This is a genomic window from Candidatus Blochmannia sayi (nom. nud.), from assembly GCF_059935855.1.
In genome coordinates this window covers 369,011-386,141 of record NZ_CP011796.1, presented here as the reverse complement: position 1 = coordinate 386,141, position 17,131 = coordinate 369,011, and the positions used below count along the sequence as shown (strand labels likewise).

Genomic DNA, 17,131 nt, shown 5'->3' with positions numbered 1-17,131 from the left:
TTTAAAAAAGTTAAATTTTATGTAGGTTAAGTAAATGATTGAATTAATTTTAAATAATAATTATATTCTCAGTACGTATATGATATTTAATGTCATATTTTTTTTATTTTAAATAAAAGTTTGTGTAAAAATATTATTGTTTTAAATTATTGTACAAATATACATTCCATTTATTTTTTGTGTATTTTCGTCATTATTTATGCTTATATGCGTAATAGTAGTAGTATTATTATCTTTACTTCCGAAAAGCTGGGAGTTAATATTTGAGTATAAAAATCAAAAAAATTAGATTACAACCAGCAAATAATAAACGTTTAATAAGCCTATGTGGACCTTTTGACGATAATTTAAAACAATTAGAATGCCAATTAGGAATCATCATTAATAGAAATGATAATTTTTTTAAGTTGACGGGCACTTCGTTATCTATTGATATAGCCACTCATGCCTTAGTATCTTTGTATGCAGATACAGAGTCAAAAAACGGGGTTATTAATGATATTAATCCAAAACAAGTATATTTGACTATTAAACAAATACAAATCTTAAAAAATAAATCAAAAATTGCAGAAAATATTTGTAATTCTAAGATTAGCATAGAGACAAAATATGGAATAGTAAAACCTCGTACACCAAATCAGGCACGGTATATTTTTAATATTTTAAATCATGATGTTACTTTTGGTATCGGACCCGCAGGAACTGGAAAAACATATTTAGCAATAGCCGTGGCGATAGATTTATTAGAACGTCAAAAAATTAAACATATCATTTTAACTCGTCCTGCTATTGAAGCTGGAGAAAAGTTAGGATTTTTACCAGGAGATCTTAATCAAAAAGCAGATCCTTATGTACGCCCGTTATATGATGCTTTATTTGATATACTTGGACGTGAAAAAGTAGAGCATTTGATTCAAAAAAACATAATAGAGGTAGCTCCGTTAGCTTATATGCGCGGACGTACTCTTAACGAAGCTATCATTATTCTTGATGAAAGTCAAAACACGACTATTACACAAATGAAAATGTTTTTAACACGCATCGGATTTCATTCCACAGTTGTGATTACTGGAGATATTACTCAAATTGACTTACCAATTAATCAAACATCTGGATTAACACACGCTATTAAAGTACTATCTATGATTAAAGATATTAGTTTTAATTTTTTTACTAAAGAAGACTCAGTACGTCATTCAGTTGTAACTCGCATACTAGATGCATATGAAATATGGGATAAAAATAAAAAAGTGTTTTAGATATTTAAGTATATATAAAAATAAATGTAAACATGATGATAAATAAAAAATTATAAAATTATAAATAGTAAAGTAATAATAATGATAATTTTTAATTTAAGGATTTATTGATGGTAAATAATCGGGTGATTCTTGATTTGCAGTTAGCATGTAAAAATTTATATGGATTGCCTGCTCGCGCGTTGTTTCAGAAATGGTTATGCAATATATTCTCTGTGTATAAAAAAGAAATAGAATTGACCATTCGCATAGTAGACATAAAAGAGATGCGTTATTTAAACTGGTATTACTTAGGAAAAAATTATCCTACTAATGTTTTGTCGTTTCCCTTTAAGCCTCCGTTAGGTATTAAATCACTATTACTTGGAGATATAGTAATTTGTCGCCAAATTATAGAGTATGAATCTAAACAAAGAAATATATCTTCTACTGTGCACTGGGCGCATATGATTATTCATGGTTCATTACATCTGTTAGGATATGATCATACTTACGATAAAGACGCTGCTCTAATGAAATATATAGAAATAAACATGATCCAACGATGCGGATACAAGCCATGTTGTTATATTACACATATATAGTGAATTTAAATTTCTATAAGAAATCGTAAATAATATTATGAATAATAATAATTTCGAGGAGAATTTTAATTCTATTCGTAAAAAAAGTTTTTTTACCTTTATATTACATCATCTTTTTCATAGCAGTCCTAAGAATCGCAATGATTTGTTAAATTTAATACGTGATTTTGAACAAAATGCTTTGATAGATTCAGATACTAAAGATATGTTAGAAGGAGTTATGGACATTGTTGAACAAAAAGTCAGAGATATTATGGTGCCTAGAGCTCAGATTATTTTTTTAAAAAATACTCAATCTTGGGATGAGCAGCTTAAGATTATTATAGAGTCTGCTCATTCAAGGTTTCCGGTTTTACATGGTAATCAAGATAGAATTAAAGGTCTTTTGATTGCCAAAGATTTATTACCATTTATATTAAAAAAATCTAAACCATGTAGTATTGATAAAATTTTACGCCCAGCAATGGTAGTACCCGAACACAAAGGTGTAGATAGAATGTTGCAAGAATTTCGATTACAGCGTTGTCATATGGCTATTGTAATTGATGAATTTGGTGGAATGTCAGGACTCATTACGATAGAAGATATATTAGAATTGATTGTGGGTGAAATCGAAGATGAATATGATAATGAAGATAATTGTAATATTTGTCAAATAAGTCAATATAATTTTGTTGTTAATGCATTAACTCCTGTTGTAGATTTTAACAAAATGTTTAATACTTGTTTTTATAATGAAGAAATAGATACTATTGGTGGTTTTATTATGCAATCTTTTGGACATTTACCTGTTAATGGAGAATCTATTAATATTTTAGGTTATAATTTTAAAGTTACTCTTGCAGATAGTCATCGTATTGTACAATTGCTTGTACAAATTCCTAAAAATTCACTATATACTCTCAAAAAAAAGTAATTTATAAGCATGATTGCTATTATTCCTATATATTATAGATATCAACAATATTTTTGGTTATGTACTACATTATTGTTTGGATTATTTGGGATTTTAGGTTTTTCTCCATATAATTTTTGGCCAGCTAGTATTATTTCTTTAACTGGTTTATTAGTAATGATTTTAGATTCTACATGGAAAAAATCTGTACAGCACGCATTTTTTTGGGGTATTGGGTTTTTTGGTAGTGGATTGCAATGGATTTATATTAGTATAGATCAATTTAGTAATATGTGTAACTGCATTAACATTTTATTAATGATTTTCTTTATATCATATCTGATATTATTTCCTGTATTATTTTCTATTGTATTAATAATAGTGCAGTCATATTATAAAAATATATGGTATGTAGTTATTATTGCACCAGTGTTATGGTCAGTAATTGAATATATTAGAGGACATATATTTACTGGATTTCCATGGTTACAATTTGGTTATAGTCAAGTGGATGGCCCACTCAAAGGTATTGCTCCCATTTTAGGAGTAGAAGGTATTACATTTATTCTAATTTTAATTAGTGGGTTATTGACGGTATCAATCAAAGAAATCCATCTATTACCAATGATTGTATCTTTAGGAATATTATCATTTTTGTGGCCCTTACAATGGATACAATGGTATGATTTTCAACCACAACGTACTACTAATATTTCTTTAGTGCAAGGCAATATTGATCAACATATTAAATGGGATTCTAATTATATAGAAAAGATAATTCAAATATATTTAAACCATACTTTACCTTTACTTGGAAAAACTAAAGTAATTATTTGGCCAGAATCTGCAATTCCAGGAAATGAAGTTGATCATAATAAAATTTTAACGTTATTAGATAATCAATTAAGACAATATCAAACAAATTTGATCACTGGAATCATTGGTATTCGTTACACTCAAGATAGTTGTCATTATTATAATAGTATTATAGTAATTGGAGAATCCAAACCTTATCAATATCCAAGTAATAATCGATATGATAAACATCATCTGGTATTATGGTCTGAAAGATTTCCATTACAAGGTATTTTTGAGCCATTACTAAATTTTTTTAACATTCCTGTTTCTTGTATACAAGAAGGTTGTTATTTTCAACCACAATTGACCGTAGCACATGTAAAAATGACTGCTGTTATTTGCTATGAAATAATTTTTGGTAAACAAATACGTGATAATTTTAAACCTGATACTGATTTTTTATTAACTATTGCAAATAATGCATGGTTTGGTCATTCTTTAGAACCGTGGCAGTATTTTCAAATGGTTCGTATGCGTGCTTTAGAATTAGGTAGGCCTTTGTTATGTGGCACAAATAATGGAATCACTGCAATTATTAATGCAAATGGTTCTATTCAAGCGAAATTACCTCAATTTATTTCCGAGGTACTCAATGCTGAGGTTGTCCCAACTACAGGTTTAACACCATATGCAAAATTTGGATCTTGGTTATTTTGGATAATTGTTGTATTTTATATGCACACGGTTCTAGTTTGTAGATATAGATACTGTATGTAATTCTAACACAAATTTATTGTTAAATCTTTAAAGATTATAATGTACAATTATGCAAAGTTTTAAAAATTAACTTTGAATTTATTTTTATTTAATAATACAAATGAATATTTTATATAAATATATAAAATCCATTAAATATTTAATAATTATTATTACATTATGATAACGATTTTTTTTTGTAAAAAAAATAATTTTATTTTTTAAATCATTTAATTAATTAAAATTAATTCAAAAATTTTTAGTTATTAACCGATATTCTTTTATTTTCAGTGAAATTATTATGCATAAATCATATTCTCCAAGTGAAATTGAAAGCACTGTTCAAAATTATTGGTATCAACATAAGACATTTTCAGTAACGGAAAATAGCGATAAAAAAAAGTATTATTGTTTATCTATGATGCCATATCCCTCTGGAAATTTACATATGGGCCATGTTCGTAATTACACGATTGGAGATGTCATTTCTAGATATCAACGCATGCTTGGTAAGAACGTGTTACAACCTATAGGTTGGGACGCTTTTGGATTACCTGCAGAGCATGCTGCAATTACTAATAACACTGATCCAGAAAATTGGACGTATTCTAATATTAGTTATATGAAAAGTCAATTGCAATCATTAGGTTTTGCTTATGATTGGAATAGAGAACTTATAACTTGTCAACCAGAATATTATCGATGGGAACAATGGTTTTTTACCGTTTTGTATAGGAAAGGTTTGGTATATAAAAAAACTGCATTAGTTAATTGGTGTTCATATCATAAAACAGTTTTAGCAAATGAACAGGTTATTAACCATTGTTGTTGGCGTTGCAATACTCGTATAACTTATAAAAAAGTTCCGCAATGGTTTATAAAAATTACTCATTATGCTGATCAACTGTTATATGGGCTGGATACGTTAAAATATTGGCCTAAACAAGTGAAAAAAATGCAACGTAATTGGATAGGACGTTCAGAAGGAATGAATATTACTTTCAAAACTACTAATTACAATAACAATACAAATACGTTGATAATATATACAACACAACTAGATATTTTTATGGGCATTACTTATTTAGTAGTATCTATTGATCATCCAATAGCATTACAAGCAGCAGAAAATAATCCAAATTTAGCTCATTTTATTCGAAAGTATAGTAATTTTAATACTAAATTCAGTAAAAATAATATTTTTTCTTTTGAAAAAAAAGGAATGTTCACTAATATTTATGCGATACATCCAATCAATAATAGCAGATTACCAATTTGGGTAACTAATTTTGTAATACCTATCGAGTGTGACGGAGTAGGAGCAGCTGCATCAGTTCCAGCTCATAACCAACAGGATTGGGAGTTTGCTCGTAAGTATAATTTATTAATTAAACCTGTGATAAAAAATCCAGATGAGCCCGAACCAAATATTACAATAAAACCAATGATTAGTAATGGAGTATTATTCAATTCTGGAGAATTTAATGGATTAAGTTCTTCTAAAGCTTCTAGTATAATTGCTAAAGCGTTAATCAAACACGGTGTAGCTCAATATAAAGTAAATTATCGTTTAAAAGATTGGTGCATTTCTCGTCAGCGTTATTGGGGTGTACCTATTCCTATGATAACATTAAACAATGGTGTCATTAAACCAGTGTCTTTTGATCAATTGCCAGTAGTTCTGCCAGAAAGTGTATCATCTATGCAAGTATGGAATAAAAAGAATAACAGAGATATTAATAATGATTTAAAAATACGTTCTAATTGGATCTGTACTACTTATGAGGGACAATCAGCTACACGTGATACTGAAACTTTTGATACTTTTATGGAATCTTCTTGGTATTATGCGCGTTATACTTGCCCTAACTATAATAAAGCCATGTTGGATATACATGCTGCCAATTATTGGTTACCTGTTGATCAATATATAGGTGGAATTGAGCATGCGATCATGCATTTATTGTATTTTCGTTTTTATCATAAATTAATGCGTGATGAAGGATTAGTCAATTCTAATGAACCTGTAATACGCTTATTATGTCAAGGTATGGTATTAGCAGATTCATTTTATTATTTTTCTTGTGATGGTCAACGCGTATGGGTGGATCCAACTAATGTAACAACGACACGTGACAAAATGGGACGCGTTATTAAAGCTATTGATACAAATGGGAATAATTTGATTCACGCTGGAATGTGTAAGATGTCAAAGTCAAAAAACAATGGTATTGATCCAAATTTAATTATAAAACAATATGGTGCAGATGTAGTACGTTTTTTTATAATGTTTTCTGCTCCAATCGAGACAGCATTAGAATGGAAAGAATCTGGGTTAGAAGGCGCTCAGCGTTTTCTGAAACGTATTTGGAATCTAGTATATCAACACATTCAAGATGGACCTGTCGATACGTTACATGTTGTTATGCTTACTCATACACAAAGAATGATTCGATATAATACACATAAAACTATAGAAAAAGTTACCGATGATATTGATCGTCGACAGTCATTTAATACTGCTTTAGCTGCTATTATGAAGTTAGTCAATAAATTATACGATGCGCCAAAAACAAGCGTACAAGATAGAGCGGTTTTACAGGAATCTTTGTCAGTAGTTGTGCGATTGTTATATCCATTTACTCCTCATATTAGTTTTGTTTTGTGGAAAGCCTTAGGAGAATTAGAGGATATCGATAATGTTACGTGGCCAATTATAGATTGGCAAGCAATTCAAAATGAAAGAAAACTCATTATAGTTCAAATTAATGGAAAAATGAGACATAAAATTTATGTACCATTAAATAGTAATAAGGATGTAGTATATAAATTATTAGAAATAGAAGGTATTATAAATAAATATATTATTAAAAAAAGAATAAATAAGGTTATCTATGTTCCGAATAGAGTAATTAATATTCTTGTCAAGTGAACAACACAGACTTTTTATATAAAAACAATTACTTTGTAATCATTACAAATATTGTATGTGCATTCATGTTTTCGAGTTGTGGTTATCAATTGTGCACAGATATAACAAAAGATAAACCACAAACAACAGGTTATATGAATTCTATAATATTATGTAGTTATGATCCATTTGGATTAATCACTCGTACTATAAGAAATGAATTATATTCGAATAGAATCAATGTTTTTAATAATTTAAATGATTTTTCATATCAACAAGAAACACAGATTCCTTGTTTATATATTATTAATACCTTGGAAAATTATATAACTAATTCTGTGTTTAATAATGGACAAAAAGCTGGATATCAATTAATATTGCATATTCAAGCTAATTTATTTATACCAAATAAAGATTCTTATCCTATTCGTATTCGCGTGTGTCGTGCATTTTTAAAAAATCCTTCCCAATGTTTACATAATGATGTGCAAGAAAATGATATGCGCAAAGAAATGTATCAAGATGCGGCTCGACAACTTATATCTCAAGTATTTATGAGATATGAAGATTTTCATTAAGATGTATTATATAATTTATATCATACATATACAATCTCATTATATAAAACAATGTTATGATTTGGATATATCCAGAACAATTATTTATAGAATTAAAAAAAAAAATTAAGCCTATTTATATATTATTAGGAAATGATTCTTATTTATTACAAGACAGTCATCTTGCTATTATTAAGATGGCTAAGTTATTTAATTTCGATGAGCATGTTTCTATAGAAGTGGATGTGTATTCCAATTGGAAAGATATATTTAATTTATTTAAAATATCTAGTTTGTTTAAGAAACAAAAAATATTATCATTAAATTTTTCTCAAAATTATCCTATCGTTTATTTAAAAAAAAATATCTCTTTATTATTTCCGTTTCTTCGTGAAGATTTAGTGTTAATTTTGCATGTTAATGAATCAAATCAAATTAATAGAAATAGTATTTGGTTGCAAAATTTTAATGGAAAAGGAGTATTTGTTGATTGTACTAGACTTACACATGCGCGCTTAATAATATGGATAAAAAATCAAGCTAAAAATATGAAACTAGTTATAGAAAACTTAGCTTGTCAATTATTATGTCACTATTATGAAGGTAATTTAATTGTATTAAAGCAAATACTACAACATTTGTCTTTAATTTATCCTGATGGTAATCTAAATTTTATGCGTGTTAAAAAAATAGTAACTGATTCAGCATGTTTTAATGTAAATCATTGGATAGAAGCAGTTTTAGTGGGTAATAAACAGCGTGCTAACCGCATTTTATACAAATTAGAAGATATAGGTGTTGATTTAGAAGTATTATTAAGTAAAATTAAATACGAAATATTAATGATAATTAATATCAAATATGGAATAAAACAACAAAAATCATTATTTAGTTTGTTAAAACAATATAAAATATTCAAAAAATATAACTGCATATTATTATCTAGAGCAATAAATAGATTAAATATACGTCAATTATATCAGGCAGTTGAGTTATTGGTACAAATAGAGTTAAATTATAATAAAAATTATACTTATTTATCACGATTGAATTTTGAATTATTATCGGAAATATTGTGTTGTAATTAGAATATAGTTTCTATCATATAATGTTTATAAATTGATGTGTTATTAAGAGTTATATTAAATTTACAGATTATAATTATCATTAATGATCAATATTATTATATAATAGCATTTATAACTTTATTATGACATTTAAACTTTACAGCTGTATAATATAGCTAATGTATAATATACTAATAATTAGAAAATGAAATGTTAGGTTGCATTTTATTAATACAGCTACTTATATGGTTGATATTAATTGAATTAATGTTTTGACGTTAGAATAAATAGTTTTTTACTTTTACATAATAGTGTTCTTTTATAATAGGATATAGGTATATATTATTAAATATTAGTTTACAATAATTTTTATGTTTATTTAAAAATTAATACTAACAAAACAATTATTATCATTATGTAAGCATACGTGATTATAAATAAAATATTCTATTAATACAATGATTAAAAATACACGTAATATATATATTTGGGCTATAAAACTGTGCAATCTAGTATTCTAAAAGAAATTATAGTTGATGTTATCAATAAATTACAGGGTCAAGATATTGTATGTTGCGATGTGCGCGACAAATCTAATATTACAGATATTATAATTATTTGTACTGGTGTATCTAATCGTCATGTGATTTCTATTTCTCAAGATATATTATATAAATCTCGTCTTATAGGTTTTAAACCTTATAGTATAGAAGGTATGATAGAAGGTGAGTGGGTTTTAGTAGATTTAGGTGATGTAGTGACACACATAATGAAGAAAGAAATGCGTAAATTGTACGAATTGGAAAAAATTTGGAGTTAATATAAAATATAATATTTATTTAGATTATATGTATTTACGTGATAATAATAAAATTCATTTATTTAAATAAAATACATGATCGCTTATATCTAATATTTAGATATGAGTGAGTTTTAAATGAAAAAAAATGGTTTTCAAATTTTTCGTAATTATTCAACTGAATCGTTACTGTTTACACGTCGTATAACGATAGCGTGTGTTTTTGTTGTATTAATCACTAGTATACTATTTATTCATTTATATCGCTTACAAACAATTCATTTTCGTATGTATACCACTCGTTCTAATGAAAATCGTATTAAAATTATTCCTATTCCATCTAAAAGAGGTATTATTTATGATCGTAACGGCATAGCTTTAGCATTAAATCGCACTATTTACCAATTAGAAATAATACCGAAAGATACAATTAATATAAATAGAACAATTCATGAATTGAAATTGTTATTAAATTTGAGTGAATGTGATATAAAATGTTTTGAAAAATTACGAAAACGTTCTTCTCAATTTGTATCATTGCCTATTAAGATTGGTTTAACGGAAGAACAACAAGCCAAATTTGCTGTTAATAAATTTAGGTTTTCTGGAGTGACAATAAAAGGTTATCAACGTCGTTATTACCCTTATGGATCTGATTTAACTCACGTTATTGGATATGTTTCTAAAATTAATGGGGAGGAGATCAAGCGGTTAAGTAATCAGGGTATTTTAAGTCGATATGTTATAACTCATGATGATATAGGAAAATTGGGAATTGAACGTTATTATGAAAATATTTTACATGGTACACCAGGTTATGGAGCTATAGAAATAAATAATCGTGGTAAAATCATTAGAAAATTATATAAAAAATCACCAATACCAGGTAAAAATATCGTTCTAACATTAGATCTTAATTTACAGCGATATATTACAAAATTATTATCAGGAAGTCGTTCTTCTGTAATAGTTATTGATCCGAGAGATGGTGGAATCCAAGCTTTAATTTCTCATCCTAGTTATGATCCAAATTTATTCGTTGATGGTATTTCTAATAGAGAGTTTCGTATGTTACTAAAAGATAATAATTATCCTTTACTTAATCGTGCTACTCAAGGAGTATACCCTCCTGCATCTACAGTAAAACCTTATATTTCAGTATCAGCTTTAATATTAGGAGTGATTAATCAAAATTTCTTGTTTTTTGATCCTGGTTGGTGGCAATTACCTGGTTCGGAAAAACGTTTTAGGGATTGGAAGAAATGGGGACATGGAGAGTTAAATGTTACAAAAGCTCTTGAGGAATCTTCTGACACTTTTTTCTATCAAATAGCTTATAAGATGGGAATAGATAATTTGTCAGAATGGATGAAAAAATTTGGGTATGGTAAATATACCGGTATTGATTTGTTAGAAGAATTGACTGGTGTTATGCCTACAAAATCATGGAAAATTCAGCGTTTTAAAAAACCATGGTATCAAGGTGATACTATACCAGTAGGTATAGGACAGGGATATTGGACCGCTACTCCTGTACAGATGTCTAAGGCTTTAATCACTTTAATTAACGATGGTAATGTACGAATTCCACATTTACTAAATAGTATTTTAATGGAAAAGGATCATATCCCATATCATCAAACTAAATGTGATCAAGTGGGAGATCCAAAATCAGATGTTTGGAAAATTGCTAAAGATGGGATGTTTGGTGCAGCTAATCGACCGAACGGTACGATAAGTAGTAGTTTTTCTAATGCTTCATATAAAGCGGCAGCGAAATCTGGGACAGCGCAATTGTTTAGTTTAAAAGATAATCAAAATTATGATCCGAGTAAAATTTCTGAATATCTTAGAGATCATAAATTGATGACTGCTTTTGCGCCATATGAAAATCCTACTGTCGCTGTAGTAATTATTTTAGAAAACGGTGGAGTTGGAATATCAATAGGAACAATGACAAGAAAAATATTGGATTATATATTATTACGATAAATAAATAATTTTCTATTGTCTTTATTAGTCAATCTAACTTGATGATCATAATACACTCATGAATCAAATTATTCAACAAAATTCATTATGGAATAAATGTCATATTGATTTAATATTATTTCTATTTATTATCGTTTTATTATTATACGGAATTTTCATAATGTGGAGTGCATGCGGTCAAAATTGTGAAATGATACGACTAAAAGTATTCCAAATTATATTAGGATTATTGATTATGTTTTTATTCGCACAAGTGCCACCTAGAATTTATGAATTTTGGGCTCCTTATACATATTGCTTATGTATTATATTATTAATACTAGTTAATAATATTGGTCAAATCAGCAAAGGAGCTCAACGTTGGTTAGATTTTGGGATAATAAGGTTTCAACCATCAGAAATAGTTAAAATTTCTGTTCTATTGATGGTAGCATATTATCTTAATAGAGAACAACATCCTCCATCATTTAAAAATGTTGGAATAGCATTATTATTAATCATGATTCCTACTATACTTATGTTATTACAACCAGATTTAGGAACAGCAATTTTGACAGTTAGTTCTGGATTGTTTGTGTTATTTTTATCCGGAATTAGTTGGAAATTAATTATGTTTACTTTATTTTTAATGATTTTATTTATTCCTGTATTTTGGTTTTTTTGTATGCATGAATATCAACGATCTCGAATAATAATGTTATTACATCCAGAAGTTGATCCATTAGGTTCTGGGTATCATATTATTCAATCAAAGATTGCTATAGGTTCAGGTGGCTTAACTGGAAAGGGATGGCTGCAGGGCACTCAGTCGCAACTAGAATTTTTACCAGAACGTCATACTGATTTTATTTTTTCCGTAATAGGAGAAGAATTAGGATTTTTTGGAATATCGGTATTGTTGTTGCTGTATCTGGGAATTATATTACGTGGATTTTTTATTGCTGTTAAAATACAACATATGTTCGGACGAGTAATTATTGGTAGTTTGATGTTAACGTTATTTATGTATATTTTTGTAAATATTGGTATGGTTAGCGGATTATTGCCGGTTGTAGGAATTCCGTTGCCACTAATAAGTTATGGTGGTTCATCTCTATTAGTACTGATGGCGGGGTTTGGTATAGTTATGTCGATAAATGGACATAAAAAAATGATTTCTAAAAATTTATAAAATTAGTAAAAATATGATTAATAATTAATATTGCCAATTATATAACAACAGTTTTCATTATTTTTTTTAAAAAAAATTATGATAGGCTGTAATAACTATTATTATACACAATAATAGTTATCATTTATATATAATTAAATTTAATATTGTATCCATATAATTAGTATTTTAATATGAATAATAAGAATCTTATAAAGATAAAATGATTATATTTTAATAAAAATTGCATACTTTATAAAAATAATAAGTAAAAAATACTGAGTGAATGGTATAATTACGCATTAGATTATGTTAATTTTTAAACTGTGAAACTAATAGATAATTTAGTAACATTCTTAAAACATTGTTTTATTCATTTTTTTTATTTAAAATAATTTGATATAACTAACTTGCAAAGTTTTTTAATGTGAATTCTTACGAATTTGCATTATACATGTTACTCCGGAAATTAATAAGAATATTCCAATTAAAATTAATGGAGATGGCCATAATTGTCTATGTATAAATGAATATATTAAACCTGCTATTGTTTCAAATACAATCAATGGACCGATAAGTGTAGTTGGTAATCTTTGACTAGCTTCGTTCCAAAATAATGTGCCTAACCAAGAACAACAAAATCCAATTAAAATCATTAATACGACAAAAAAAACTGGTCTGGGACCAAAAGGCAGTTTGAATTCGTCTTGAATAAAACCTGAACAGCAGATACACACAAAACAATAAACTAGACATGATAATGGCAATGTTACTACTCCTTGAGCAGTAGCCCAAGTCATAGGTTTATTATACGGATGTGTTTTTAACCAATGTGCATTTCTTAAAGCGTACCATGCCCAACATATGACAGAAATAATTGCTAAAAATATTCCACTTACATATTGCCATATACCAAATATAGAGAATTCAGAGTTCCATTCGGAAATATTCACACATAATAAACCCATTCCCATCAAACACAGTGATGTTAATAAAATATGATTTGGTAATTTTTGTTCATTACGAGAAATAACATGAGTTGTTATAGTTAACATTATAGGTAAAGTGCCAATAATAGCTGTTGAAATTGGTGCACCCACACGCTGAATGGCACTTGTTAAACATGTATAATATATCAAATGTCCCATTAGAACTAATTTTATTGCTTCCAACCAATCTTTTAATAGTAACTTACGCAAACGTACTCTGTCATACCATGACAATGGTAATGAAATTAAACCGAATGCAATATAACGACCAGAGGCTTGTAATATGCTAGGATATTCTGGTATCAATAAAGGACCAACAAAAATTAATCCCCATAGTAGTCCCGAGGTTACAGCAAAAATAATTCCTAATATCATAATAATTTTTACTATACTAATGAATAAATGTATTTTAATACTATTATTTAATAGAAAATTTATTTCTATAAATATAGTATACATTATTGTATGTATATTTCTTTAAGATAAATAGGGTTGTTATTTGATTATTTAATTACGACCTTGTTTATGTATACTTATTAAGTAAGTTATTATATACTACATTATATATATAAATATTAATAAATATTAATACTTAATAAGTAGTACACCCTATAGGATTCGAACCTATAACTTACAGCTTAGAAGGCTGTTACTCTATCCAATTGAGTTAAGGGTGCATTATTTGTTTATACGGTGTTATATTAAAATAACATTGTTTCGATAAAATATAATTAAAAAAATTTAAATAATTTCTTTATAATAAAATAAATATTAAAACAATAATATAATTTGAAAATAATAATAGTATATTTTTTAAAAAAATGACATTATTACATGAATATATGATATGGATATATTATCAAAATGGTTGCTAAAGTAATTGATGGTAAGTATGTTTCTAATAAAATACAGGAAGAAATAGCTATTCAAGTACATAAAAATACAAATTCTGGGAAACGTGCCCCTGGATTAGCTATGATTCTAGTAGGACATAATCCCATTTCCAAAATATACGTAACTAATAAAAAAAAGGCATGTGCACAAGTTGGTTTTATTTCATTTCTTTATACTTTACCTATTACAGTAACTGAAAGAGAAATTTTACAATTAATTGAAAATCTTAATAAAGATAATCGTGTAGATGGTATTTTAATTCAATTACCGTTGCCAATTAAGTTAAATAAAATAAAGATTTTAGAGCATATATCTCCTGATAAAGATGTAGACGGTTTTCATCCATATAATATAGGACGTTTATGCCAAAGATCTCCTATGTTACGTCCTTGTACTTCTCGAGGTATTATCACTTTATTAGAATGGTATCATGTAGACATGTTTGTATTGCATGCAGTTATAGTTGGGGCATCGAATATTGTTGGTCGTCCTATGACAATGGAATTATTATTAGCTGGCTGTACTGTGTCTGTAACTCATCGCTTTACCCAAAATTTAAAAATATATGTTGAAAATGCTGATTTATTAATTGTAGCGGTCGGAAGAGCAAATTTTATTCCTGGAGATTGGATAAAACAAGGGTCTATAGTAATCGATGTTGGAATTAATCGATTAAATAACGGAGATATAGTAGGTGATGTGCATTTTCCTAGCGCTTATGAACGAGCTGCATATATTACACCTGTTCCGGGTGGAGTAGGTCCAATGACAGTAGCTACGCTTGTTCAAAATACCTTAAAGGCTTATTACAATCATTTATATTAAGACAAATTAATTATTACTTATTATAGTTTTTTATATTTTATTTTAGTTTAATTTAATAAAATTATCAGATAGACATCTATATCAATTGTAATGCCACTTTGTCGTGCCTGTAGAGTCATCTTCTACTGTTATTCCCATAGAATTTAGCTTTGATCGTATCTTATCAGCCAATTCCCATTTATTGTTTCTACGTGCTTCTTCGCGATACTGAATTAATTTTTGAATTTCATCAGTATGATAATAATTCTTATTATTTTTTGATGTTAGTTTTTTTAAAAATATTTCTGGATGTTGGTATAGTAAACCAATAATATTTGCTAAATATTTCAGAGTAGCTGCTATACCGTTAGTAAGTGAATGATGTTTGATTTTTAGATAATTTAATTTATGCGCTATATCAAATAATACTGAATATGCTGCTGGTGTATTGAAATCATCATTCATTTTGGATTCAAATTTTGATATAAAATGTTCTCCCCCGTTAGGTTTGATTGTGGGATTAGTATCTCTTAAAGCAATATAAAGCCTTTTTAAAGAAGCTTGTGCATTTTTAAGATTATCATTATTATATTTTAATTGACTGCGGTAATGAGCAGACATTAAAAAATATCTTATTGTTTCGGGATCATAACGTGCTAAAGTATCACGTATAGTGAAAAAATTATTTGATGATTTTGACATTTTTTCGTGATTCAATAACAACAGACCAGAATGCATCCATATATTTGCACAAGTAGTATTATAGGCGCAAATAGATTGAGCAATTTCATTATCATGATGGGGAAAAATTAAATCTGATCCTCCACCATGAATATCTAGTTGATTGCCAAAAATGGAATAACCCATAGCAGAACATTCAATATGCCATCCTGGACGCCCTGCCCCCCATGGAGATAACCAAAAAGGTTCCCCTGGTTTTGTTCTCTTCCAAAGAACAAAATCTATAGGATTTATTTTTGTGTTTGATATTTTTAATATATTACGCTGTATTTTAGATGTTTTTTTTCGATTGGATAATACACCATAATTGTGCATAGTTTTTACAGAAAACATTATATCTCCGTTGGAAGCTATATATGCATGTTTTTTTTTAATTAATAGACAAATAAATTTAATAATAACATCAATATACTCGGTTGCTTTTGGTTCATAATTTGGACGTATTATATTTAATGCATCTAAATCTAAGTGCATTTCTTGAATCATACGATTGGTTAATTGTGTGATAGTTTCGTTATTTTCGTAGGCTCTTTTTATAATTTTATCATCTATATCTGTAATATTGCGTACGTAATTTACTTGATATCCACAGTAACTTAAATAACGAACAATACTATCAAATACTATAAATGTTCTAGCGTGCCCAAGATGACACAAATCGTAAACAGTAACGCCACAAATATACATTTTAATTTTTCCAGCAGTAATAGATTTAAATTCTTCTTTTTTTTTTGTTAAACTATTAAAAATTTTGAGCATTTTAATTTATTCCGTAACGTATATATGATGTAAAATACAGTCTTTAAATAGGGATGTATAGATTTGCAGGATTTTTAATAACGTTAAATAACAATATAACTTGGTATAGTGTTAATATTTTTATTTTATTGGAAATAAATACCGTGTATTTTACATTAAACTAAATGTATAATAAT

13 protein-coding genes and 1 tRNA gene are annotated in these 17,131 nt (G+C 27.6%); 11 read left to right on the top strand and 3 right to left on the bottom strand.

The window, feature by feature from the left end; all coding sequences use genetic code 11:
• Nucleotides 1-263: 263 nt before the first annotated feature.
• The 10 genes from Bsayi582_RS01625 to mrdB all read left to right on the top strand — a co-directional run bounded on the left by Bsayi582_RS01625 (nt 264) and on the right by mrdB (nt 12,789).
• Entirely contained in the window at nt 264-1,259 is a 996-nt protein-coding gene (locus Bsayi582_RS01625; protein WP_500816064.1) for a PhoH family protein, read from the top strand.
• Between the two features lie 110 nt (nt 1,260-1,369).
• Nucleotides 1,370-1,843, top strand: coding sequence for an rRNA maturation RNase YbeY (gene ybeY, locus Bsayi582_RS01620; RefSeq protein WP_500816063.1), 474 nt, complete (start codon nt 1,370-1,372; stop codon nt 1,841-1,843).
• A 37-nt stretch (nt 1,844-1,880) separates the two neighbouring features.
• Nucleotides 1,881-2,759 carry a CNNM family magnesium/cobalt transport protein CorC gene (gene corC, locus Bsayi582_RS01615; protein ID WP_500816062.1) on the top strand — a complete coding sequence of 293 codons (879 nt, stop codon included), beginning with the start codon at nt 1,881-1,883 and terminating at the stop codon, nt 2,757-2,759.
• A 9-nt stretch (nt 2,760-2,768) separates the two neighbouring features.
• Entirely contained in the window at nt 2,769-4,313 is a 1,545-nt protein-coding gene (gene lnt / locus Bsayi582_RS01610) for an apolipoprotein N-acyltransferase (protein WP_500816061.1), read from the top strand.
• Between the two features lie 280 nt (nt 4,314-4,593).
• Nucleotides 4,594-7,224 (top strand): leucine--tRNA ligase, encoded by a 2,631-nt coding sequence (leuS, locus tag Bsayi582_RS01605; protein ID WP_500816060.1) that lies wholly within the window; start codon nt 4,594-4,596, stop codon nt 7,222-7,224.
• 65 nt (nt 7,225-7,289) lie between these two features.
• On the top strand, nt 7,290-7,781 hold the full coding sequence (gene lptE / locus Bsayi582_RS01600) for an LPS assembly lipoprotein LptE (RefSeq protein WP_500816059.1): 492 nt from the start codon (nt 7,290-7,292) through the stop codon (nt 7,779-7,781).
• A gap of 56 nt (nt 7,782-7,837) precedes the next feature.
• Nucleotides 7,838-8,848 (top strand): DNA polymerase III subunit delta, encoded by a 1,011-nt coding sequence (gene holA, locus Bsayi582_RS01595; protein WP_500816058.1) that lies wholly within the window; start codon nt 7,838-7,840, stop codon nt 8,846-8,848.
• A 481-nt stretch (nt 8,849-9,329) separates the two neighbouring features.
• Nucleotides 9,330-9,647, top strand: a complete 318-nt coding sequence (gene rsfS, locus Bsayi582_RS01590) for a ribosome silencing factor (protein WP_500816057.1) — start codon at nt 9,330-9,332, stop codon at nt 9,645-9,647.
• A 117-nt stretch (nt 9,648-9,764) separates the two neighbouring features.
• On the top strand, nt 9,765-11,618 hold the full coding sequence (mrdA, locus tag Bsayi582_RS01585) for a peptidoglycan DD-transpeptidase MrdA (RefSeq protein WP_500816056.1): 1,854 nt from the start codon (nt 9,765-9,767) through the stop codon (nt 11,616-11,618).
• A gap of 58 nt (nt 11,619-11,676) precedes the next feature.
• Nucleotides 11,677-12,789: a peptidoglycan glycosyltransferase MrdB gene (gene mrdB, locus Bsayi582_RS01580; RefSeq protein WP_500816055.1), complete on the top strand. Its 1,113-nt coding sequence runs from the start codon at nt 11,677-11,679 to the stop codon at nt 12,787-12,789.
• Between the two features lie 401 nt (nt 12,790-13,190).
• On the opposite strand, the gene Bsayi582_RS01575 is transcribed toward mrdB, so the two are convergent.
• Together Bsayi582_RS01575 and Bsayi582_RS01570 are read right to left on the bottom strand one after the other, a co-directional pair.
• Nucleotides 13,191-14,132, bottom strand: coding sequence for a DMT family transporter (locus Bsayi582_RS01575; RefSeq protein WP_500816054.1), 942 nt, complete (start codon nt 14,130-14,132; stop codon nt 13,191-13,193).
• 228 nt (nt 14,133-14,360) lie between these two features.
• A tRNA-Arg gene (locus Bsayi582_RS01570) sits at nt 14,361-14,434 on the bottom strand.
• A gap of 187 nt (nt 14,435-14,621) precedes the next feature.
• On the opposite strand from Bsayi582_RS01570, the gene folD reads away from it, so the two are divergent.
• A complete protein-coding gene (folD, locus tag Bsayi582_RS01565; RefSeq protein ID WP_500816053.1) occupies nt 14,622-15,476 on the top strand; it encodes a bifunctional methylenetetrahydrofolate dehydrogenase/methenyltetrahydrofolate cyclohydrolase FolD in 855 nt (284 codons plus the stop codon).
• Nucleotides 15,477-15,557: 81 nt separating this feature from the next.
• Here folD and cysS read toward each other — a convergent pair whose 3' ends face one another.
• Nucleotides 15,558-16,955 (bottom strand): cysteine--tRNA ligase, encoded by a 1,398-nt coding sequence (gene cysS / locus Bsayi582_RS01560; RefSeq protein WP_500816052.1) that lies wholly within the window; start codon nt 16,953-16,955, stop codon nt 15,558-15,560.
• Between the last annotated feature and the right edge of the window lie 176 nt (nt 16,956-17,131).